The sequence below is a fragment of the Paraburkholderia metrosideri genome (assembly GCF_904848625.1).
Taxonomy (GTDB): Bacteria; Pseudomonadota; Gammaproteobacteria; order Burkholderiales; family Burkholderiaceae; genus Paraburkholderia; species Paraburkholderia metrosideri.
In genome coordinates this window covers 202,909-224,499 of sequence record NZ_CAJHCP010000012.1, presented here as the reverse complement: position 1 = coordinate 224,499, position 21,591 = coordinate 202,909, and the positions used below count along the sequence as shown (strand labels likewise).

Genomic DNA, 21,591 nt, shown 5'->3' with positions numbered 1-21,591 from the left:
GTCGCTGCTTGCAGTGGTAGTCGGCATCGACGGCGGCACAACCCGACGTAGCGGCAACGTGCTCGCAACGCCCGGCGATTCATACTAAATATGGAGACAGCGTGAGCAATCAGGACATTCAGGTGGCCGCTCTCGGCCTCGCCCCCACTTTGCCGTCTGCGGCGGCGCCTTCGCACGGCCCCGTTTCGCTCGACGACGTTCCACTGAACGCTTTCCACGTGAAGATCGCCGGGCTGACGTTCGGCGCGCACCTGACCGAAGGTTTCGCGCTTGGCACGATCGGCTACGCGCTCGCAGCGATGAATCGCCAGATGCCGATCGACGCATTCTGGATGGGCATGATCGGCAGTTCCGCGCTGATGGGCATTTTTCTCGGCAGCCTGGTGTTCGGCTGGCTGTCGGATCGAATGGGGCGGCAGAAGATTTTCCTGCTGAGCTTCCTGATCATCACCGCAGCCGCGTTCGCGCAGTTCTACGTGCGCTCGCCCGCGGAGTTGTGTCTGCTGCGGGTGTTGATCGGCTTCGGAATGGGCGGCGATTTCGCGGTCGGACACGCGATCCTCGCTGAATTCTCGCCGCGCAAACATCGCGGCACGCTGCTCGGCTCGTTCAGCGTGGTGTGGACAATCGGCTACGTGATGGCAAACGTGCTGGGCATGCATTACGCCGACTCATCTCCGGACGCATGGCGCTGGCTGCTGGCCTCGGCGGGCGTGCCGGCAGTGATCGTTCTGCTGCTGCGCATGGGTACGCCGGAATCGCCGCGCTGGTTGTATGGCAAAGGCCGGATTGCCGAGGCCAAGGCGGTCGTGCTGAAGCATTTCGGTCCGAACGTCACGCTCGACGGTGGTCACGACCCGCACGCGCAAGCGTCGGGCGGCTTCATGCGCCTGTTCAGAAAGGACCTGATTCGCCGGACGATCTTCAATTGCGCGTTCTTCGTGTGCCTCGTGATTCCGTATTTCGCGATCTATACGTTCCTGCCGACCATCCTGAAGGCGATTCATCTGAATAACGATTCAAGCGCCGACTTCCTGCTGAACGGATTCCTCGTGCTCGGCGCGCTGATCGGCATCTGGCTGACAATCAAGCTGCCGCGTCGCGTGTTCCTGATTGGCTCGTTTGCGGTGACGTGTCTGTCGCTGATCGCGCTGGGTTTTCTGCCCGAGTCGGCGACCGTCGGCATGATCGTCGCGTTCGGGATCTTCACGTTGACCATGTCGGCGTTCTCGAATCTCGTCGGCGTGTTCCCGCCGGAGTGTTTTCCGACCGAAGTGCGTGCGTGCGGAGTGGGACTGGCTATAGCATGCAGCCGGCTCGGTTCGGCGGTCGGGACGTTCCTGTTGCCGCTCGGCATCGTCCATCTGGGCTTCCACATCACGATTCTGGTGCTGGCGGCGGTGTTGCTGGTCGGCATGATCGTGTCGATTGCGTGGGCGCCTGAAACCAAGCATCTGACGCTGAATCAGGCGAGCGGCGTCTAAGCCTGTCCAAACGTCGCGCGGATCCACCGCCAAAGCTCCGTCTGAAGCACTTTCCGGCCGCGCGCCAACGCGTGCGGCCGGGCTCCTTTCCCCCTGATGCCGCCCCAGGCGTGTATCATTCGTTCCCTGCGCTGTTCTGCGCTGGCGATTCCCGTATGGCCGAACGCTCGTTCGTGACCTGTTTTCCGACGCGGCGAGGTTGCCAGTCGACGCGGGTCCCGGCCCAACTCCCGCAGCCCGACGCCGCCGCGCAAGGCGCGGCATACCGGCCGCCCCAGGCCGCCGGGAACCGCCCGAACCCCCTATCAGTGACCGCCAGACCCGATGTCAGTCTCCGAACTCAAACGCCGCCGCACGTTCGCGGTCATTTCCCACCCGGACGCGGGTAAGACCACGCTCACCGAAAAATTGCTGCTGTTCTCGGGCGCGATTCAGATCGCCGGTACCGTGAAGGGCCGCAAGAGCAACCGCTACGCGACGTCCGACTGGATGGAAATCGAAAAGCAGCGGGGCATTTCGGTGGCCAGCTCGGTGATGCAGTTCGAGTACGGCGACGCTGTCATCAACCTGCTCGACACGCCGGGCCATGAAGACTTCTCCGAAGACACGTATCGAGTGCTGACCGCGGTCGACGCGGCCGTGATGGTGATCGACGGTGCGAACGGTGTGGAAGCGCAAACGCTGAAGCTGCTTGAAGTCTGCCGCAGCCGCAAGACGCCGATCGTCACCTTCATCAACAAGCTCGACCGTGAAGTGCGCGAGCCGCTCGAATTGCTCGACGAAATCGAGCAGCATCTCGGTGTAGCGGCGGTCCCGTTCACGTGGCCGATCGGCATGGGCAAGGAATTCCAGGGTGTGTACGACATCCAGCGCGACCAGGTGCGCCTGTTCCGCGCCGGCCAGGACAAGGCAGGCGGCGAGGTCGAGACGGTACAAGCGCTGAGCGACGAAGAGGGCGAGCGCCGCTTCGGCCAGAGCTGGGTCAAGGCAAAGGAAGAGATCGACCTGATCACGGGTGCGTCGCCCGACTTCGACCGCGAGCAGTTCCTCGCCGGTCAGCAGTCGCCGGTGCTGTTCGGCTCGGCGATCAACAACTTCGGCGTGAAAGAAATTCTCGACGCGCTGGTCGATCTCGCGCCGCCGCCGTCAATGCGCATGACCGTGCAACGTCCGGTGATGCCCGACGAGCCGAAATTCACCGGCGTCGTGTTCAAGGTGCAGGCGAACATGGATCTCGCGCACCGCGACCGCGTGGCGTTTATCCGCGTGTGTTCGGGGCATTTCGAGCGCGGCATGGCCGTCAAGGTCACGCGCACCAACAAGACGTTCCGCGCGAACAACGTGGTGACGTTCCTGTCTCAGCGTCGTGAGACCGTGAGCGAGGCGTATCCGGGCGACATCATCGGTATTCCGAACCACGGCACGCTCAGTCTCGGCGACACGCTGACCGAAGGCGAACAACTGCAATTCGTCGGCCTGCCGTTCTTCGCGCCGGAAATTTTCCAGACCGTCGAAGTGGTCGATCCGATGCGCGCGAAGCAACTCGGCGAAGCGCTGAAGCAGCTTGGCGAAGAAGGCGCGATTCAGGTGTTCCGTCCGGAAGTGGGCGGTCTGACGATTCTCGGCGCGGTTGGGCAACTGCAGTTCGAAGTGGTGTCGCACCGTCTGTCGACGGAATATAAGGTCGATGTGCGGATGGCGCCGGCACGTTACCGGATGTCGCGCTGGGTGACCTGCAGCGACGCGGCTGAACTGCGCCGCTTCACCGATTCGTACGCGGCGCGGATCGCACTCGACGCATCGGATGCACCGACTTATCTGGCTTCGCACGTCGGTGAAATCGAAGTCGCGCAGAAGGCGTGGCCGAAGATCGTGTTCAACGAACTGCGCGAACATTCGGGCGCACCGTTCCGGAAGTCGATGTAATTTCGCGCGTTTTTAGCGCATCGCGTCAGTTGAAAAGCCGCCTCAGTTTAAGAAGCTGATGCGGCTTTTTTTATCCGAAGCGTGTGCGTTGCGCGGCATGCGCTCCCGCGCGCTCCCTGGGTCCCTCACCCAATCTTCAACACTTCGCCTCGCATCCAGCTGCCAAACGCCTGCACGTGCTCAAGCGCCGTATGACGTGGCGCGACATCGAGCCAGTAACCGTAAGGCCCCGCCACTTCGATCTCGGAAAACTGCGCAAGGGCGCCGTCCGCCAGTTCTTCGACGATCATGTTCCGGTCGACGACCGCCAGTCCCGCGCCCTTGCTGGCCGCGCGAATCGCCTGTTCGAGCGTGGAGAATTCGATGCCGTTGTCCGCGTAGCGGGCCGGCAGCCCCGCTTTTGCGAGCCAGTTCGGCCATAGTTCGAGGCGTGCGTCGTTGTGCAGCACATGCAGCGCGGGCATGCTGTCGAGCAGCGTATGGAGCGGCTGGCCCAGCAGGCGCGGCGCGCCCACGAGCACGTGGCGCTCCATCATCAGCAATTCGGAATGGGCGTCCGGCAGCGCGTGGCGCGCGAAGCGGATGTTGCAATGACAGTCGGCGCTCGGCTCGGTGCGGATCGACAGTTCGACGTCGGGTAGCTCCACCGCCAGCGCGCCGAGCCGCGGCGAGAACCACTGCGTTGCGAAGGTGGGCGGCACGGCAACCACCAGGCGGCGCCGGACCTTGGCCACCGCGATCTGGCGAAAGCCGCGTTCGATCGTATCGAACGCGTCACTGAGGCAGGGCAGGAACTGCGAGCCGGCCTGCGTCAGACGAATCCCTTTGTGGTCGCGCTCGAACAGTTTTGCGCCGATCGACTCTTCGAGCAATTTGATTTGCCGGCTCACTGCGCCTTGCGTGACGCATAGCGCCGTGGCCGCACGGTTAAAGCTCATGTGACGGGCGGTTTCTTCGAAGAAGCGCAACCCGATTAGCGATGGCAGGCGCCGCATAAATCACCTTCTCTTTCTTCTTAGTGATGCGAACTGGCAGGCCTGGGCGACGAGTGTCACCCCGAGAATGCGGGGTCCGCGTTGTACTGCATTGCCGGGCGCGGGTTGTCTCCTGAACGCGCTTGACTCGCCACCGTGTCCGGCAATTTTCCCGAGCTGAGCTTCGTTCTCAGTGGCGGGATGATTGTCGCATCGGCGCCGGGGTTTTAGCTTGATCAGGAGAAAAAATCGTGATGACGTGCGTTTTTTGCGTGCTTCTCTGGACCCAGGTCATCGCCGCGAAACAACGCGTCCGCGCAAACTTCCAAGTTCGCCTATCCTGACGAGATCGAAATCGCGCGTCCGGCCACGAGGCCGGTCCGTCTCTTTTTCCTCGGAGCGCCTGTGACCGTTCGCAATCTCGACGCGTTGTTCCGACCCAAATCCGTCGCCGTGATCGGCGCCTCCGAGCGGCCGGGCAGCACGGGCGCAATGGTCTGGGCGCGGGTGCTCGAAGGGGGCTTCGACGGCCCGCTGTGGCCGGTCAATCCAAAGTACGACACGTTCAGCGGACACCCTGTGATCGGCGACGTCGGCGATCTGCCGCAGGCGCCCACCGTCGCGTTGATCTGCACCCCGCCCGCGAGCTGGCCGGTGATCATTCACAAGCTCGGCGGGTTGGGCACGCGGGCGGCGATTATCGTCGGCGAGGTGCGCTCCGACGACGACCGGCTGGCGCTGCGGCACGCGTTGTCGGCGGCGCGTCCGCATTTGCTGCGGATCGTTGGGCCTGGCAGCCTGGGTGTGATCTCGCCGGCGCTGCGCGCGCATCTGGGCGCGCCGTCGTGCACGGTCAAGGCGGGTGGAGTCGCATGGGTCTCACAATCGAATGCGCTGACCAATGCGGTGCTCGGCTGGGCGCAGGCACGCGGGCTGGGCTTTTCACATGCGGTTGCACTGGGCGGCGAGGCCGATGTGGATGCCGGCGACGTCCTCGATTACCTCGCCAGCGACCCCGGCACCCGCGCGATCCTGCTCGAACTCGATACGGTGCGCGCGGCTCGCAAGTTCATGTCGGCGGCGCGTGCAGCGGCACGCAACAAGCCGGTGCTGGCGTTGCGCTCAGGCCGCGACGATCCCGCCGATGCGCTTTATACCGCAGCCTTCCGCCGCGCGGGTCTGGTGCGCGTGGATGCGCTCGACGATCTGCTCGACGAAGTGGAAACGCTGGGTGTCGGCCGGGTTGCCGCAGGCGGAACGGCGACGCTGATCACCAGTGATCGTGGTCTCGCCACACTTGCCTGCGACGCGTTCGCCGCTGCCGGCACGACGCTCGCGCGTTGGCCCGACGCAGCGTCGGACGCGTTGGCGCAGGTGTTGCCGCACGCAGTCGGCGGCAATCCGCTGCAACTCGGCGACGACGCGCGTGCCGAGCAATTCGGCAGCGCGCTCAAGCTGCTCGGCGAGCATCGCAGTACCGGGACAGCGTTCGTGGTCCATGCGTCGACGCATAGCGCGCCGGTTGATGAAGTCGCGCGGGCGTTGATCGAGAACCAGCGCTTTGCATATCGCGGATTGCTCGCGTGCTTTTTCGGTGGACTGGATGCGGCAACGCGCGATGCGCTGCATGCACAAGGCATCCCCGTTCACACGACGCCGCAGCGGCTCGCGCGCGCGTTCGCCCGCCTGGTCGATTACCGGATGGGGCGCGAGTTGTTGATGCAGACGCCCGAGGGCTTGCCGGAGCGGATTCCCGAAGCAATCGATGCGGCCCAGGCGCAGGCTTGCGCGGCACTGGCGGTAGGTGAGTGCCAACTAACCGGCGACGCGGCGGCGCGGTTGCTTGAGCGCTTCGGGTTGCGGGTTGAAGCGCAGGAAGATTGCGCAGGCGCCATTGCCAGCCCGCGCACCAAGTCGGTAGTCGACATTGCCGTCGAACTCCACGACGACGACAACTTCGGCCCGGTGTTCCGCTTCACCGCGCCATCGGCCGACGGCGTGTCCGCACCGTTGCGCGTCTACGGGCTGCCGCCGCTCAATCCGATTCTCGCGCGCGATATCGTCACGCGCTCGAGCTACGCCCGACTGGTCGCGCCGGAGCCGGCGTTGACCGCATTGACCGAACTCTCGCAAGCAGTCTGTGACGTCAAGGAGATCGTCGGTCTTGCACTGACGCTGCGGGTCTACCACGATCACGTCGCGGTAGCCGACCCCACGCTGAAGCTGGCCGCAAAACGCAGCCGGCTGGCGATCGTGCCGTATCCGCGGCGCTTTGAGGAAACGGTCGACTGGCAGGGCTTGCGCGTGACCGTGCGGCCGATCCGTCCCGAGGACGAAGCCGCGCATCATGATTTCGTCGAAGCCATGACGCCGGAAGATCTGCGCCTGCGATTTTTCGGCGCGGTCGGCAGCTTCGACCATTCGCAACTCGCGCGGATGACGCAGATCGACTACGACCGCGAAATGGCGCTGATCGCGACGGTGGCAAGTGATGAAGGTTTCACGCGCACCCTGGGCGTGGTACGCGCCGTGGCCGATCCCGATAACGAGACGGCCGAATTCGCGGTGGCGGTGCGCTCGGATCAGAAAGGCCGGCGCCTCGGCCAGTTGCTGATGGAACGGATTATCCGATACGCGCGGGTACGCGGTATTCATTGGCTGGTGGGCGAGGCACTACGCGAAAACACGCCGATGATCGCGCTCGCCAAAGCCAGCGGTTTCACGATTACCCGGACGGAAGATCCCGGCGTGGTGGGTTTTCGCATGGCGCTCGACGAGACGGTCGGGGCAAGCGAAGAGGGGCCGCGCAAAGGCGGCTAGATGGATGCGGATTCACCGCCGCACGGTCCGGGCCGCGCCGCGGCCCAGACTGGCCCCAGGAGCCAACGGGGCAAAACGACAGCAGCGAGTGTGACGCGATAACCGAACACCAGCCACCGCGCCACATCGACGTGCTTAAGCCGGCAGCTTCGCCGCTGCGTCATCAACCTGCGCCCGCGTCACCGACAACTCTTCCAGCCACGCTTGCGCATACACTGCGCCGGTCTCGCGTTCCAGACGCGCGATCGTCACCGCGCAACGGTTCGCGTCCTTCAGCGTCGAGATAAACGACTTCACCGATTCGCCCGCCTTGAATGCGTCGAACAGGGGCACGCGGATATCGTCCGGCAGCGGACGCGTGGTCCACTGATACGGCTTGCCATTGAACGTGAACGACGGCGGCAGCACGCGTTCTTTCTTCGCCGCCGGAATCAGACCGTACGTGCGCGCGGCCTCGCCGATCTGCTCCGGCGAAAACAGCTCGTCCGGGCTGATGTCGAATTGCTGGATAAAGGTCTCGATGCTTTGCATCGCCGCCGCGCGGTCGTCACGGCGCTTTTGCGCGTGAGCCACGATGTCGCGCAGTTCGTCGGCTTCTTCGGGGGTGATCGTGAAGCTCGACTGCTTCTGCTGGAGTTCAGAAAAACGCTGGAATTCGGAATCGGTCAGAAGTTTAGCCATGGCTTATCGATAGGCGCGCATGAGCGAACTCATACGGCGTAATTTTGAGAGGGTCGCCATTCTAAACCATGCGCGCAGGCGACCCGTTTTCGACGAGCCGCCGCGTGGTCGCCGCTTTGTTGCAGCCCGGCTTAAGCGGCGTGCTCGTGAAACATCGACAACGCCTGCACCGTATCGCGCAGCAACCCGGTCGCCGATTCCAGTGTGGGTGCAACGTATTCGTCGATACGCCGAAGATAAGGGCAGGTCAGTGCAGCAATCGCCTGGCCGGACGGCCCCTGAATCGGAAACGTGACGTCGGTGACGCCGAAGGTCTGCTGGCTGTCCTTCTGCGAAAAGCCCGCCGCGCGAATCCGCTCGCACGCGTGCTCCAGCGCTTCACGATCGATGGTGACTTCACCCTTCACCTTGGTGTGTTCGGCCAGCATCTGCTGACGCTGTTCGATGCTCTGGAACGCAAGCATCACGCGTCCGGAGCCGGTGTCGATCAAGCCAACCCGCGAACCGAGTCGCACCGACATCCCCCATGTGCCCGGGCCGTCCACCTGGGCGATCACCAGCAGATTGCCGCGGTCGTACACGACCAGGTGACACGACTGCTCAGCGGCGTCGGCGAAGCGCTGCATGAGCGGCAGCGCTTCGGCGATCAGCCGGTTCATTGGCGGATGACGGTGCGCGAGCGCATACAGCTTCAGGCTCAGCGAATAACGGTCGCCCGCCGCCGAGCGCACCACATATTGCCGCGCGACCAGGCGTTCGAGCATCCGGTACATCTCGCTCGCATTGCGCCCGAGGAGCTTGGTGATTTCCGCGCGCGTCAGCCCATCCTTCTGCTCGGCGAGCAGTTCGAGGATGTCGAGGCCCTTGTCGAGCGCGGGCGCGCGGTAACGGTCGGCGTCGTCTTTGTCTTCTGCGTCCATCGTCAGCGGGTTTCCGTGTGCATTTCTCATTATGTGGCGCGACAGGGTAAATGCGTGGCGATTCTCGAGCAACCGAACGCGGTCCAGGGAAAGTACGGACGCTTGATGCAGTGCACATTCCTTGACTTCGGAAAGTCCGTATATGAATAATACGTTCATTGGTGAATAAACACACGACAAAGCTCGCCAATAACGATAAGAAAGCGCAGGACGAAGTGCCGGCATCCATGACCGGTTCACGCAGTTCAACAACGCATAGCTGGAGACAACCCCATGTCGATCTTCACAAGGCCGCAGGCGGCCCATCGTCTGATCCGTCGTTCACTTTTCTCGGTTGCGGCCGCCGCGTGTGTCGCGAGCGTCGCAGTCAGTCAGGGCGCGCAAGCCGCCGACTCCGGCAAGATCGGTCTCGATCTGCCGCTGCTGACGTCGCCGTTCTGGCAGTCGTACAACAACTATCTGCCCAAGTATGCGAAGGACATGAGCCTGACCATCCTTGCACCGGTCAATTCGAACGGCGATCCCGTGCAGCAGATCACCGACATGAACAACCTGCTGAACCTCGACGCGAAGGGCATCGTGGTCGGTCCGCTGGATTCGGCGGCCATCAGCCGCGCGCTCGACGCCGCTGCTGCGAAGAACGTGCCGGTCGTCGCAGTGGACGTCGCGCCGACGCAAGGCAAGGTCGCGATGGTCGTCCGCGCGGACAATCACGCCTACGGCGAGAAGGCCTGCAAATACATCGGCGAACATGTGAAGTCGGGCAAGGTCGTGCAGATCATGGGTGACCTGGCGTCGGTCAACGGACGCGACCGGTCCGAAGCATTCCGTGCCTGTCTGAAGGGCTATCCGGCGTTGTCGCTGCTGGAGATTCCGGCGGCGTGGAAGGGCGACGTGGCCGCCACCGCGCTCGACAGTTTGCTGACCGCCAATCCCGACGTGAAGGCGATTTACATGCAGGCGGGCGGCGTGTATCTGTCGCCGACGCTGCAAACCTTGCGTCGCAAGCAGATGCTGTTTCCGGCTGGTGATGCGAAGCATGTCGTGATCGTGAGTAACGACGGCATTCCGCAGGAATTCGAAGCGATTCGCCGTGGCGACATCGACGCCACCATCTCGCAGCCGGCAGATTCGTACGCGAAATACGGGCTGTTCTACATCAAGGCCGCGTTGGCGGGACAAACCTTCAAGCCGGGGCCGACCGATCACGGCAGCACGATCATCCAATTGGCGCCGGGCCTGCTCGAAGACCAGTTGCCCGCGCCGCTCGTCACGAAGGCGAATGTCGACGACAAGGCACTGTGGGGCAACACGGTCAAATGAGCGCGCCAACGCCATCCGTGCAGCCGGTCGTCGAGGCGCTCGAGGTCACCAAGGTCTACGGCTCGACGGCCGCGCTGAACAACGTCAGCATCCGCGTGATGCCTGGCGAGTCGCACGCGCTCGTCGGGCGCAACGGCGCGGGGAAATCGACGCTGGTGTCGATTCTCACCGGCCTGCGCAAGCCCGACACCGGCGAGGTGCGTTTCGGCGGCGTGGCCGCGCCGTCGATTGCCGATCGCGATGCGTGGCGGGAGCGCGTCGCATGCGTCTATCAGCATTCGACGATCATCCGCGACCTGAGCGTCGCCGAGAATCTGTTCATCAACCGGCAGCCGGTGCGCGGCGGCAGGATCGACTGGCAGGCAATGCGCCGCGACGCGCGCGCGTTGCTCGATCACTGGAAGATCGACGTGCGTGAAGACGCGCGCGCTGGCGATCTGAGTGTGGAAGCGCGGCAACTCGTGGAGATTGCACGGGCGCTGTCGTACGGCGCGCGCTTCATCATTCTCGATGAACCGACTGCGCAACTCGATGGCGATGAAATCAAGCGGCTGTTCCGGCGCATCAGCGAGTTGCAGCGTGAGGGCGTGACCTTTCTGTTCATCTCGCATCACCTTCAGGAGGTCTATGAGATCTGCCAGGCGGTGACGGTGTTGCGCGATGCACGGCATATCGTGAGCGCGCCGGTGTCGGCACTGCCGCGCGAACAGTTGATCGAAGCGATGACCGGAGAACGCGGCGGCCTCGCCGTCGCCGACGCGGCGGCGCGCGGCAAACTGCCTGCCGATACGCCGGTCGCCTTGCAGGTAGACGGACTGGCCGGCCCGGATTACGACGACGTGTCGTTCACGGTCAAGCGTGGCGAAGTAGTCGGCCTGACCGGCGCGACGAGCAGCGGCCGCACGAGCGTCGCCGAAGCGATTGCCGGTTTGCGCGCGGCCAGACGCGGCACGATTCGCGTCGACGGCAAAGTATTGCCGCCCGGCGACGTGCCCGCGGCACTCGCGCACGGCATTGGCTGTGTGCCGAAGGACCGGCATCACGAAGGACTCGTGCTGACCCAATCGATCGCGGAAAACGCGTCGATGACCATCGCGCGTCTGCTCGGCAAATTCGGCATCGCGCCGCCCGCGAAGAAGAACGCGTTCGGTCAGAAGATGATCGACGCGCTCGGCATCGTCTCGCAAGGCCCCGAGCATGTGGTATCCGGCTTGTCAGGCGGCAACCAGCAGAAGGTGGTGATGGCGCGCGCGCTAGCCACCAACCCCGAAGTGCTCGTATTGATCGACCCCACGGCGGGCGTCGATGTGAAATCGAAAGAAGCATTGCTCTCCGTCGTGGATCGCGTGCGCGAAGAGGGCAAGGCCGTGCTGGTGGTGTCCGGCGAACTCGACGATCTGCGCACCTGTGACCGCGTGCTGGTCATGTTCCGTGGCCGCATTGCGGCCGAATTTCCAGCGGGTTGGCAGGACCACGACCTGATTGCATCTGTTGAAGGAGTCAGTCTCCATGAAGAATAGTGTGCCCAGCCCGGCATTCGGCACGGCGCAAGGTAACGCGCAAGTGCAGGCCCCCGCGCCTGTGTCGCGCGGCAAACGTGCCCGCACCGAACTCGCGCGTCTGCGTGAACTGGCGTTGCTGCCTGCGCTCGCGTTGCTGATCGTGATCGGCGCGTTCGTCAGCCCCAGCTTTCTGACGCGCGCGAATCTGATCAGTGTGCTCGGCGCCTCCGCTGCCCTGGCGCTCGTCGTGCTCGCGGAATCGCTGATCGTGCTGACCGGCAAGTTCGATCTGTCGCTCGAATCGACGGTAGGCATTGCGCCCGCCGTCGGCGCGATGCTGGTGATGCCCGCTGCGTCTGCGGGATTCGGGATGCAATGGCCCGCGTGGGTCGGGCTGATTGCGATCGTCGCGGTCGGCGCGGTGATCGGGTTTATCAACGGCTTTCTGGTGGTGCGTTTGCGGTTGAACGCGTTCATCGTCACGCTGGCCATGCTGATCGTGTTGCGCGGCATGCTGGTGGGCGCGACCAAAGGCGGCACGCTGTTCGATATGCCGCCGTCGTTCTTCACGCTCGCGACCACCATCGTGTTCGGCTTGCCGTTGTCGGTGTGGCTCGCAGCGGCGGCGTTCGCGATTGCCGCGTTTGTGCTGCGCTATCACCGTGTGGGCCGCGCGCTTTACGCCATCGGCGGCAATCCGGAAGCGGCGCGTGCGGCGGGGATTCGCGTCGAACGCATCACGTGGGGCGTGTTCGTGCTCGGCAGTATGCTGGCCGCGTTGGGCGGGCTGATCGTGACCGGCTACGTTGGCGCGATCAACGCGAACCAGGGCAACGGCATGATCTTCACGGTGTTCGCGGCGGCGGTGATCGGCGGGATATCGCTCGACGGCGGTAAGGGCACGATGCTCGGCGCGCTCTCCGGCGTACTGTTGCTGGGCGTCGTGCAAAACCTGCTGACGCTCGCCCAGGTACCGTCGTTCTGGATTCAGGCAATTTACGGCGCGATCATTCTTGGCTCGCTGATGGTGGCGCGTCTGGCAAGCGGCGAGGGCCAGAACTGATGCCGATGCCGATGCCGACGACGCGTACCTCTCACGGAGAATTCATTTGACCCGCGCTCCATTGCCAACCGACTTGCGCCTGATCCTGCTCAGTCCCGCCGACAACTGCCTGATCGCGGCCGCACGACTCGCCGCTGGCACCCAGGTGGAGATAGAAGGCGAGCGCGTCACGCTCGTCAAAACCATCGAACTCGGGCACAAGGTGGCGCGCCATGAACTTGCAAAAGACGACAAGGTGCTGCGCTACGGCGCGGTGATCGGTCACGTGAACGAAGCGGTGGCGCGTGGCGAGCATCTGCACACGCACAACCTCGAAAGCGACTATCTGCCCACCTACACCCGCGACGCGGGCCACGAGTTCGTCCATCACTGACAGGCGCACATTTGCGTGGTTCGATGCCGCGCTGGAACGATCATGACTGACATTTCCGTAGCAACTGCCGAGGCAACGAGCGCAATGCAGCCGATGCTGCAAGGCTATCCGCGCAGCGATGGCCGCAAGGGTATCCGCAATGTGGTCGCGGTGGCTTATCTGGTCGAGTGCGCGCATCACGTGGCGCGCGAGATCGTCGCGCATTTTCGCGACCCTTTGGACGCGTTCGACGATCCTTCGACTTCGACCGAACGCGAACCGCCCGTGCATCTGATCGGCTTTCCCGGTTGCTATCCGAATGGGTACGCGGAGAAGATGCTCGAACAATTGACCACGCATCCGAATGTCGGCGCGGTGCTATTCGTGTCGCTCGGTTGCGAGAGCATGAACAAGCATTATCTGGTGGATGCAGTGCGCGCCACCGGACGTCCGGTCGAGGTGCTGACGATCCAGGAAAACGGCGGCACACGTAGCACGATTCAATACGGCGTCGACTGGATTCGCGGCGCGCGCAAACAACTCGCCGCGCAAAAGAAAGTGCCGATGGCGCTGAGCGAACTCGTGATCGGCACGATTTGCGGCGGCTCGGACGGCACCAGCGGCATCACCGCGAACCCGGCGGTTGGCCGCGCATTCGATCATCTGATCGACGCGGGCGCGACCTGCATCTTCGAGGAAACCGGCGAACTGGTGGGCTGCGAGTTCCATATGAAGACTCGCGCGGCACGACCTGAACTGGGCGATGAAATCGTCGCCTGTGTGGCGAAGGCGGCGCGCTATTACTCGATTCTCGGACACGGCAGTTTCGCGGTCGGCAATGCGGACGGCGGGCTCACCACGCAGGAAGAAAAGTCGCTGGGCGCGTATGCGAAAAGCGGCGCGTCGCCGATTGTCGGCATTATCAAACCGGGCGATGTGCCGCCGACTGGCGGCCTCTATCTGCTCGATGTCGTGCCGGACGGCGAGCCGCGCTTCGGTTTTCCGAATATCAGCGATAACGCGGAAATCGGCGAACTGATCGCCTGCGGGGCACACGTGATCCTGTTCACGACGGGGCGCGGCTCGGTGGTCGGATCGGCGATCTCACCGGTGATCAAGGTGTGCGCGAATCCGGCGACCTATCGCAATCTTTCCGGCGATATGGATGTGGACGCAGGCCGGATTCTCGAAGGACGCGGCACGCTCGACGAAGTCGGTCGCGAGGTGTTTGAGCGGACCGTCGCGGTGTCGCTGGGTGATGCGTCGAAATCGGAAATGCTGGGGCATCAGGAATTCATTTTGACTTACAAGACTTTCGAGCCGGTGGGTCCGGCGTGCTTGCCGTCGAGCGCGTCCGTCATGCCTCGGGCGGTGGTGATCGAGCCGCGTTGAGTTCAACCGGACTGCTTGAAGCGGTTCGAGCGCGGTTTGATCGATAGGCAATCTGCCCACGTGGCGGGCAAATCTCGCCCACGCGTGGTAAAAACACAAACGCACCGGTGCATGGGAACAGAGGAAGAGCTTAAGCGCTCGCTCTGGCCGACAGCTAAAGCGCCAACTCGGGCCGACAGCTTTGCATGAGCCCAAGGTGCACGAGACGGGAGCAAGCGCCAAACCGCTAACTCCCGCCGACAAGGAGACACGCTCAATGACGGCAAGCACGGTTTCGAACATCACGCAGCGCCGCCGCGTCGGTCGCGGTGCGTTGCAGGTGAGCGGGTTAAGTCTCGGCACAGCGCCTCTAGGCGGCCTGTACCGCGATCTGTCCGACGAGGAAGCTCACGCGACCATCGCCGCGGCGTGGGACGCCGGTGTGCGTTATTTCGATACCGCGCCCCACTACGGCAATACGAAGGCCGAACATCGGCTGGGCCATGCGTTGCGTCACTACCCGCGCGAAGATTACGTGCTGTCCACCAAAGTCGGCCGCCGTTTTGTGCCGCGCACCACGCCGTTCGACGACCGCGAAGGATGGCAAAACCCGCTGCCGTTCGAAGCAATCTACGACTACACGCACGACGGTATTCTGCGTTCGTTCGAAGACAGCCAGCAGCGTCTGGGCATTGTCGATATCGACATCCTGCTGGTCCACGATATCGGCCGGGTCACGCACGGCGACAACCATCCTCATTACTGGCGCCAACTCACTGAAGGCGGCGGATTCCGCGCGCTCGACTCGTTGCGTTCGTCGGGTGCAATCAAGGCGGTTGGACTGGGCGTCAATGAAGGCGCCGTCATACTCGACGCGATGGCCGAGTTCGATATCGATTGCGCGTTGCTCGCGGGCCGTTATACGCTGCTCGAACAGACGACGCTCGACGACTTGCTGCCAGCGTGCGAAGCGCGCGGCGTCAGCATTCTGTTGGGCGGTGCGTTCAACTCGGGTATCCTGGCGCGCGGTGTCCAGGGCGATCTGAAATTTAACTATGGCGATGCGCCGCCCGAAGTGATCGAGCGCGTCGCGAGACTGGAGGCGGTGTGCCGCGCGCATGGCGTGCCGCTGGCCGCTGCGGCGTTGCAGTTTCCGTATGCGCATCCGGCGGTTGCCAGCGTGCTGACCGGCGCCCGCAGCAGTGACGAATTGCGCGAGAACGTCGCCTCGTTCGAACTGCCGATTCCCGCCGAGTTGTGGTCCGCGTTGCGTGAAGAAGGCTTGCTCGATCCACGCGCGCCTGTGTCACAGAAATGATCTGACCATGCCTATCGACGCTCACCACCACTACTGGGACCCCGCTCGCGGCGATTACGGGTGGCTCACACCGGAACTGAAGATCCTGTACCGGAGCTTCGGTCCCGAGCATCTCAAGCCGTGGCGGGAGAGGGCGGGCATCGAGAGAACGGTGGTGGTGCAGGCGGCGCCGACCGTCGAAGAAACGCATTACCTGTTGGGCATGGCACGCGATGAGCCGTCGATCGCGGGCGTGGTCGGCTGGGTTCCCCTGCTGTCGCCCACGGCGGCCGAGGTGATCGAGTCGCTGGCGCGCGAGCCGAAGTTCAAGGGCGTGCGCCCGATGCTTCAGGATTTACCGGACGATACGTGGATCGCGAATCCCGATCTCGCTCCCGCCATCGAAGCACTGATCGCGCACGACCTCGCGTTCGACGCGCTGATCTACGCGCGTCACGTCGAGCACATCGAAACCTTCGCTGCGCGTTTCCCGGCGTTGCGCATCGTCATCGACCATGGCGCGAAGCCGCCCATCCGCTACGGCAGCGCCGGCTACCATGTCTGGGCCGATGCCATTACGCGGCTGGCCCAACTGCCGCAAATTCATTGCAAACTATCCGGCCTCGCCACCGAGGCTTCGCCCGGCTGGACCGAAGACACGCTGCGGCCGTATGTCGAGCATCTGCTGAAATCATTCGGCCCCGCGCGCCTGATGTGGGGCAGCGACTGGCCCGTGCTCGATCTGAACGGCGACTATTTGCTCTGGCATTCTGTCGCGACCACGTTGCTCGCGTCGTTGAGCGACGACGAGCGCGAAGCCGTTTTCGGCGGCAATGCCGCCGCGTTTTATCGACTCTGATTCTGACGAATTTCCTGAAGAGGCATCAACGCAAAAGCAGTCCATTCAACTGGAGTCGTAGATGACACAAAGACTGGCCGGCAAGACGGCCCTGATTACCGCAGCAGGACAAGGCATCGGTCTGGCCACCGCAGAACTCTTCGCACGCGAAGGCGCGCGGGTGATCGCCACCGACATCCGCATCGACGGACTCGCCGGCAAGCCGGTCGAAGCGCGTCAGCTCGACGTACTCGACGCCGCCGCGATCAAGGCGCTAGCCGCCAGCGTCGGCCCGATCGACGTGCTGTTCAACTGTGCGGGCTACGTGCACGCGGGTTCGATTCTCGAATGCCCCGAAGAAGACTGGGATTTCGCCTTCAATCTGAACGCGAAGGCCATGTTCCATATGATTCGCGCGTTCCTGCCGGGCATGCTGGAGAAAGGCCACGGTTCGATCATCAACATGTCCTCGGCGGCGTCGAGCGTGAAGGGCGTGCTGAACCGCTTTGCGTATGGCGCGTCGAAGGCTGCGGTGATCGGGCTGACGAAGTCCGTCGCTGCAGATTTTGTCACGCGTGGTGTACGCTGTAACGCGATCTGCCCGGGCACGGTGTCCTCGCCGTCGCTCGAACAGCGGATCGCCGCGCAGGCGCAGGCCCAAGGCGCGTCGCTGGACGCCGTGCAGGCGGCGTTCGTCGCGCGCCAGCCGATGGGCCGCATCGGCAAGCCGGACGAAATCGCCGCGCTGGCGCTGTATCTCGCGTCCGACGAATCGTCGTTTACCACAGGCCAGGCGCATGTGATCGACGGCGGCTGGTCGAACTGACGCACATTGACGAACCGAACACTATTGAACGTAAGGGAAGTGCAACGATGAAACTGCTTCGTTATGGGCCGAAAGGCCAGGAAAAGCCGGGCTTGCTCGACGCGCAAGGCAAGATTCGCGATCTGTCCAAAGTGGTCGGCGATATCGACGGCGCCACGCTGAGCGACGAGAGCCTCGCCAAACTGCGTGCGCTCGACCCGGCTTCGTTGCCGGTGGTCGAAGGCAATCCGCGCATTGGCCCGTGTGTCGGCAAGATCGGCAAGTTCATCTGTATCGGCCTGAATTACGCGGACCACGCGGCGGAATCGAATCTTGCAGTGCCGACCGAACCGGTCATCTTCAACAAGTGGACGAGCGCGATTTGCGGCCCGAACGACGACGTCGAAATTCCGCGCGGCTCGAAGAAGACCGACTGGGAAGTCGAACTGGGCGTCGTGATCGGCAAGCCGGCCAAATATATCGACGAAGCCAATGCGCTCGACTACGTCGCCGGTTACTGCGTGATCAACGACGTGTCGGAACGCGAATGGCAGATCGAACGCGGCGGTACGTGGGACAAGGGCAAGGGCTTCGACACGTTCGGCCCGATCGGCCCGTGGGTCGTCACGCGCGATGAAGTCGCCGATCCGCAGAACCTGAGCCTGTGGCTCGAAGTGGACGGCCACCGTTATCAGAACGGCAGCACGAAGACGATGGTGTTCGGCGTCGCGAAGCTGGTGTCGTATGTATCGCAGTGCATGAGTCTGCAACCGGGCGACGTGATCTCGACCGGCACGCCGCCGGGCGTCGGCATGGGTGTGAAGCCGAACCCGGTGTTCCTGAAGCCGGGTCAGACGATCCGTCTGGGTATTGAAGGTCTCGGCGAGCAAACGCAGAAGACCTACGCAGCGGAGTAACGCGCGCGTGATCGGGTGGTGGTCTGATCAAGGCCACCGCACGACGTGAGTTGCAGATAAAAAGGCCGTTCCTGTTTGATCAGCAGGAGCGGCCTTTTTGCATCAGCCGGCCGCTTCGTGCTCGCCGCTATCGCTGATCCGGTTGACCGTACCCTGCGCGACCGCCACGAGTTTCTCGCGATTGCCGTCCATCACATAGACGTTGCACTGACACGTCGCCTGATGCTGACCCGCATAGACCACCTTCGCGCGCGCGATCAGCGTGCCGTTCACTACCGGCCGCAAATAGTTGATCTTGTACTCGCCGGTCACGACCTTCGGCCCGAGCGACAGCGCACCGGCGAAAGTCAGCGCATTGTCCGCGAGATAGCTGATGACACCGCCATGCACGAAGCCGTGCTGTTGCCGCAGTTCATCGCGGATCGGCAGGCTCAGAGTGAGTTCGCTGGTGCCCGTGTGCATCAGCTCTGCGCCCAACAACATGCTGAACGGCTGGGCATGCAGTGCGCCGCGCGCCCGGTCGAGGAGGTCGGTCATCGTGATTCCTTCGGGCGGGGCCCGCTGACAGCTGACAGGTGCACTGGCGTGCAATTGGCCGATTGCGAGATGCAATCCTTACCCACTCTAGAAACCGCGGGCGCGCTCCGTCAAGGTGAATCGGTAATATGTTTCTTGCATTGTTGCGGCAAACGTTGGCAATCGACACGTTGCGCGCTGAAAAGGGGATGTAAGCCGATTTTTAATGAAATTGGCCTCAAGCTAGAAGCGCATATGCCGTAAACCCTGGTGTAGCTTTCCGTCTCCATGCTTCCAGGGTTTTACGATGTTCAGCAAGATCAAAGTCGCATCCGGCCTGTTGTGTGTTCTGGCCGCCTTCTGCGTATTTCAGCTCGTCACGGTCGGGCTGGGGTTCTGGTCGCTCACCCGTACGCACGACGACGTGGGTGACCTGTCCAACATCGCGTTGAAACAGGTCGACGCGGTCAACGAAACGACCGAGCGTCTGATGGACGCGCGGATCAACCTCTCGCGGGCCGGCACGCGTATGGTGCGCGGCGGCGGGGAACCGGCCGACATCGTCCAGCATGCGCGCGAGCAGCTGGCCGCCGCCGATCAGTCATTTAGCGCGTTCATGAACACGCAGAAGAGCGGCGACGAGAACAGCGCTCGCGCCACCGCCCTCGCCGCGCGCTACAAACCGCTGCACGACGCGCTCGTCGAACTGGTGCAGTTTCTCGACGCGAACAATATTCAGGCGTTCCTCGATCAGCCGACTCAGTCGTTCCAGGACGCGTACCTCGCCGAGTCGCGCAACTTCGTGCAATTCGGCGACGCCGCGAGCCATGCATCGCTCGATTCGATCGACGCTCGCATGGCGACCTTCCGGGTCGTCAGCATCGCGATCCTGCTGGTGCTGGTCGCCGGCACGGTCGCGGTCCACGCGGCGCTTCGGCGTGGCGTGGTGGCGCCGCTGGAGGAAGCCGGCCGTCACTTCGACCGGATCGCGCAAGGCCGCCTCGATCAGCCAATTGCCGCGCGTGGCACCAACGAAATCGGCCGACTGTTCTCGGGCCTCGCAAAAATGCAGGCGAGCGTAGCGCGTACCGTGCAAACCGTGCGCGAAGCCGCCGACTCGATCCACCTCGGCGCCGACGAAATCGCGACCGGCAACGCCGATCTGTCGGCGCGTACTGAAAACCAGGCGGCGTCGCTGGAAGAAACCGCGTCGAGCATGGAAGAACTGACGGCTACAGTCCGCCAGAACGCCGACCATGCCCGGGACGCCAATGCGCTTGCCGGAACGGCACTGGCGGCGACCTCGCGCGGCAGCGAGGTGGTCAACGAGGTGGTCGACAAGATGCGCGGCATCGCGCGAAGCTCGGACAAGATCGCCGAGATCATTTCGGTGATCGACGGCATTGCGTTCCAGACCAACATCCTCGCGCTGAATGCGGCCGTCGAGGCGGCGCGCGCAGGCGAGCAGGGACGCGGCTTCGCAGTGGTGGCCGGCGAAGTGCGTGGCCTCGCGCAGCGCAGCGCGCAGTCGGCGAAGGAGATCAAGACGTTGATCAGCGAATCGGTTGCCGAGATTCAGGGCGGTTCGACGCTGGTCGAACATGCGGGCGCGGCGATGAGCAACGTGTCCGAGTCAATTTCGCGCGTCACGCAGATGATGGCGGAGATCAGCGCATCGTCGCTCGAACAGAGCACGGGCATCGAACAGGTCAATCAGGCAGTCGTGCAGATGGATGAGATGACGCAGCAGAACGCGGCGCTGGTTGAAGAGGCGGCGGCGGCGGCCGCTTCGCTGCATCAGCAAACGCAGCAATTGAAACAAGCTGTTTCCGTGTTCGAAATTTCAGAAACTGTGTTGCGCACGCAACAGCTGGATGAAATGCGCGGAGCAAATACGGATTTTGCGATGTCCGGAATGCGCGCGATTTGAGTGTGGGGAACGCTTAAAAAGAAGGCATTTCACACAGATTTGACAAAGAAAATGGCCCGCCAAAGCGGGCCATTTTGCATCAGACGCAAGCGCCTAAGCGTGCTCGAAGTACCCGTGGGTACTTAAGCCGGCTGGATGTTCGCAGCTTGCTTGCCCTTCGGGCCTTGCTTGACTTCGAACGTCACTTTTTGGTTTTCCTGCAGGGACTTGAAGCCGCTGCCTTGAACTTCCGAAAAGTGCGCGAACAGGTCTTCGCCGCCGTCGTCCGGCGTGATGAAGCCAAAGCCCTTTGCATCGTTAAACCACTTCACAGTACCTGTTGCCATTTTTGATCCAGTAAATGTTGTGTGTTGCATTCGCGTCCGCTATTTCTCAACACGAGATCGAGCGCGAAGTGAGAGTTGTATCACGTCTTAATGATCGACGCCAATCAACCAGTATTCGGGTATTCCCAGGTTAGGGCCTTTTTGAGGCCTTCGAAAGCATTTGGAAGGGTGTTCCCGCCGGTAGGGTAAACTGCTTGTATTACTCTTTTGGGAAATACATTGACACATTATCAGCAAGAAGAACTCACCTCGTTCTGGAGTCGTTTGACCCCCTATCTGGCGATATTGGAGTCTAAATCACCTCAAGAAGGCGCCCCGGACCCAGTCGGCCGCATCACCGTCGACACTGAAGACCGTCAGGCTTTTGCCCTTCATACGACCGATCGCCAGCCTCATGGCGAAATATCTGAAACACCCACCGGACAAAGCGCAACTTATATGCGTTTTAAATCGGCCGACTCCGGTTGGGGCCCCTGGCAACGCGAAGAGTATTGATCGACCGGCCTGTCGGTCGGGCTTTTTTATGCCGCCGGCATCGGTTGCAAC

At 62.9% G+C, this 21,591-nt stretch carries 19 protein-coding genes; 14 read left to right on the top strand and 5 right to left on the bottom strand.

Annotated elements, in window-relative coordinates; translation table 11 throughout:
- The first annotated feature begins 101 nt into the window (after window positions 1–101).
- Both LMG28727_RS25865 and LMG28727_RS25860 read left to right on the top strand, forming a co-directional pair.
- A complete protein-coding gene (locus tag LMG28727_RS25865) occupies window positions 102–1,484 on the top strand; it encodes an MFS transporter (protein WP_201645140.1) in 1,383 nt (460 codons plus the stop codon).
- A 324-nt stretch (window positions 1,485–1,808) separates the two neighbouring features.
- Window positions 1,809–3,410 (top strand): peptide chain release factor 3, encoded by a 1,602-nt coding sequence (locus LMG28727_RS25860; RefSeq protein WP_201645139.1) that lies wholly within the window; start codon window positions 1,809–1,811, stop codon window positions 3,408–3,410.
- Between the two features lie 125 nt (window positions 3,411–3,535).
- Here the strand turns inward: LMG28727_RS25860 and LMG28727_RS25855 are convergent, their stop codons facing one another.
- Window positions 3,536–4,405, bottom strand: a complete 870-nt coding sequence (locus tag LMG28727_RS25855; RefSeq protein ID WP_201645138.1) for a LysR family transcriptional regulator — start codon at window positions 4,403–4,405, stop codon at window positions 3,536–3,538.
- 384 nt (window positions 4,406–4,789) lie between these two features.
- Here LMG28727_RS25855 and LMG28727_RS25850 point away from each other — a divergent pair, with 384 nt between their 5' ends.
- Entirely contained in the window at window positions 4,790–7,204 is a 2,415-nt protein-coding gene (locus LMG28727_RS25850; RefSeq protein ID WP_201645137.1) for a bifunctional acetate--CoA ligase family protein/GNAT family N-acetyltransferase, read from the top strand.
- A gap of 135 nt (window positions 7,205–7,339) precedes the next feature.
- Here the strand turns inward: LMG28727_RS25850 and LMG28727_RS25845 are convergent, their stop codons facing one another.
- Both LMG28727_RS25845 and LMG28727_RS25840 read right to left on the bottom strand, forming a co-directional pair.
- Window positions 7,340–7,885, bottom strand: coding sequence for a hypothetical protein (locus LMG28727_RS25845; protein WP_201645136.1), 546 nt, complete (start codon window positions 7,883–7,885; stop codon window positions 7,340–7,342).
- Window positions 7,886–8,016: 131 nt separating this feature from the next.
- Window positions 8,017–8,805: an IclR family transcriptional regulator gene (locus LMG28727_RS25840; protein WP_201645135.1), complete on the bottom strand. Its 789-nt coding sequence runs from the start codon at window positions 8,803–8,805 to the stop codon at window positions 8,017–8,019.
- A 273-nt stretch (window positions 8,806–9,078) separates the two neighbouring features.
- Here LMG28727_RS25840 and LMG28727_RS25835 point away from each other — a divergent pair, with 273 nt between their 5' ends.
- The 9 genes from LMG28727_RS25835 to LMG28727_RS25795 all read left to right on the top strand — a co-directional run bounded on the left by LMG28727_RS25835 (window position 9,079) and on the right by LMG28727_RS25795 (window position 18,273).
- Entirely contained in the window at window positions 9,079–10,128 is a 1,050-nt protein-coding gene (locus tag LMG28727_RS25835) for a sugar ABC transporter substrate-binding protein (RefSeq protein ID WP_201645134.1), read from the top strand.
- A complete protein-coding gene (locus tag LMG28727_RS25830; RefSeq protein ID WP_201645133.1) occupies window positions 10,125–11,648 on the top strand; it encodes a sugar ABC transporter ATP-binding protein in 1,524 nt (507 codons plus the stop codon). Before LMG28727_RS25835 ends, LMG28727_RS25830 begins: the two co-directional genes overlap by 4 nt.
- On the top strand, window positions 11,638–12,693 hold the full coding sequence (locus tag LMG28727_RS25825; RefSeq protein WP_201645132.1) for an ABC transporter permease: 1,056 nt from the start codon (window positions 11,638–11,640) through the stop codon (window positions 12,691–12,693). The genes LMG28727_RS25830 and LMG28727_RS25825 overlap by 11 nt, the downstream gene beginning before the upstream one ends.
- A gap of 46 nt (window positions 12,694–12,739) precedes the next feature.
- On the top strand, window positions 12,740–13,066 hold the full coding sequence (locus tag LMG28727_RS25820) for a UxaA family hydrolase (protein ID WP_201645131.1): 327 nt from the start codon (window positions 12,740–12,742) through the stop codon (window positions 13,064–13,066).
- A gap of 42 nt (window positions 13,067–13,108) precedes the next feature.
- Entirely contained in the window at window positions 13,109–14,437 is a 1,329-nt protein-coding gene (locus LMG28727_RS25815; protein WP_201645130.1) for a UxaA family hydrolase, read from the top strand.
- 256 nt (window positions 14,438–14,693) lie between these two features.
- A complete protein-coding gene (locus LMG28727_RS25810; protein WP_201645129.1) occupies window positions 14,694–15,734 on the top strand; it encodes an aldo/keto reductase in 1,041 nt (346 codons plus the stop codon).
- Between the two features lie 7 nt (window positions 15,735–15,741).
- Entirely contained in the window at window positions 15,742–16,572 is an 831-nt protein-coding gene (locus tag LMG28727_RS25805; RefSeq protein WP_201645128.1) for an amidohydrolase family protein, read from the top strand.
- Window positions 16,573–16,633: 61 nt separating this feature from the next.
- A complete protein-coding gene (locus tag LMG28727_RS25800; RefSeq protein WP_201645127.1) occupies window positions 16,634–17,377 on the top strand; it encodes an SDR family oxidoreductase in 744 nt (247 codons plus the stop codon).
- A gap of 47 nt (window positions 17,378–17,424) precedes the next feature.
- Complete coding sequence (locus LMG28727_RS25795; protein WP_201645126.1) at window positions 17,425–18,273, top strand: ureidoglycolate lyase; 849 nt, start codon at window positions 17,425–17,427, stop codon at window positions 18,271–18,273.
- A gap of 102 nt (window positions 18,274–18,375) precedes the next feature.
- On the opposite strand, the gene LMG28727_RS25790 is transcribed toward LMG28727_RS25795, so the two are convergent.
- Window positions 18,376–18,810, bottom strand: coding sequence for a PaaI family thioesterase (locus LMG28727_RS25790; protein ID WP_201645125.1), 435 nt, complete (start codon window positions 18,808–18,810; stop codon window positions 18,376–18,378).
- Between the two features lie 286 nt (window positions 18,811–19,096).
- On the opposite strand from LMG28727_RS25790, the gene LMG28727_RS25785 reads away from it, so the two are divergent.
- The gene (locus LMG28727_RS25785; protein WP_201645124.1) at window positions 19,097–20,719 is read left to right on the top strand and encodes a methyl-accepting chemotaxis protein; all 1,623 of its coding nucleotides are present in this window, start codon (window positions 19,097–19,099) and stop codon (window positions 20,717–20,719) included.
- A gap of 122 nt (window positions 20,720–20,841) precedes the next feature.
- On the opposite strand, the gene LMG28727_RS25780 is transcribed toward LMG28727_RS25785, so the two are convergent.
- Window positions 20,842–21,045 (bottom strand): cold-shock protein, encoded by a 204-nt coding sequence (locus LMG28727_RS25780; protein ID WP_007178724.1) that lies wholly within the window; start codon window positions 21,043–21,045, stop codon window positions 20,842–20,844.
- A gap of 219 nt (window positions 21,046–21,264) precedes the next feature.
- Here LMG28727_RS25780 and LMG28727_RS25775 point away from each other — a divergent pair, with 219 nt between their 5' ends.
- Complete coding sequence (locus LMG28727_RS25775; RefSeq protein WP_201645123.1) at window positions 21,265–21,540, top strand: hypothetical protein; 276 nt, start codon at window positions 21,265–21,267, stop codon at window positions 21,538–21,540.
- The last annotated feature ends 51 nt before the right edge of the window (window positions 21,541–21,591 follow it).

Bases quoted from the DNA above. Each gene is read 5' to 3' on its own strand.
- LMG28727_RS25830 (WP_201645133.1), top strand. From the start codon at position 10,125: ATGAGCGCGCCAACGCCATCCGTGCAGCCGGTCGTCGAGGCGCTCGAG.
- LMG28727_RS25855 (WP_201645138.1), bottom strand. From the start codon at position 4,405: ATGCGGCGCCTGCCATCGCTAATCGGGTTGCGCTTCTTCGAAGAAACC.
- LMG28727_RS25780 (WP_007178724.1), bottom strand. From the start codon at position 21,045: ATGGCAACAGGTACTGTGAAGTGGTTTAACGATGCAAAGGGCTTTGGC.
- LMG28727_RS25785 (WP_201645124.1), top strand. From the start codon at position 19,097: ATGTTCAGCAAGATCAAAGTCGCATCCGGCCTGTTGTGTGTTCTGGCC.
- LMG28727_RS25810 (WP_201645129.1), top strand. From the start codon at position 14,694: ATGACGGCAAGCACGGTTTCGAACATCACGCAGCGCCGCCGCGTCGGT.
- LMG28727_RS25840 (WP_201645135.1), bottom strand. From the start codon at position 8,805: ATGGACGCAGAAGACAAAGACGACGCCGACCGTTACCGCGCGCCCGCG.
- LMG28727_RS25800 (WP_201645127.1), top strand. From the start codon at position 16,634: ATGACACAAAGACTGGCCGGCAAGACGGCCCTGATTACCGCAGCAGGA.
- LMG28727_RS25805 (WP_201645128.1), top strand. From the start codon at position 15,742: ATGCCTATCGACGCTCACCACCACTACTGGGACCCCGCTCGCGGCGAT.
- LMG28727_RS25795 (WP_201645126.1), top strand. From the start codon at position 17,425: ATGAAACTGCTTCGTTATGGGCCGAAAGGCCAGGAAAAGCCGGGCTTG.
- LMG28727_RS25835 (WP_201645134.1), top strand. From the start codon at position 9,079: ATGTCGATCTTCACAAGGCCGCAGGCGGCCCATCGTCTGATCCGTCGT.
- LMG28727_RS25860 (WP_201645139.1), top strand. From the start codon at position 1,809: ATGTCAGTCTCCGAACTCAAACGCCGCCGCACGTTCGCGGTCATTTCC.
- LMG28727_RS25790 (WP_201645125.1), bottom strand. From the start codon at position 18,810: ATGACCGACCTCCTCGACCGGGCGCGCGGCGCACTGCATGCCCAGCCG.
- LMG28727_RS25845 (WP_201645136.1), bottom strand. From the start codon at position 7,885: ATGGCTAAACTTCTGACCGATTCCGAATTCCAGCGTTTTTCTGAACTC.
- LMG28727_RS25825 (WP_201645132.1), top strand. From the start codon at position 11,638: ATGAAGAATAGTGTGCCCAGCCCGGCATTCGGCACGGCGCAAGGTAAC.
- LMG28727_RS25815 (WP_201645130.1), top strand. From the start codon at position 13,109: ATGACTGACATTTCCGTAGCAACTGCCGAGGCAACGAGCGCAATGCAG.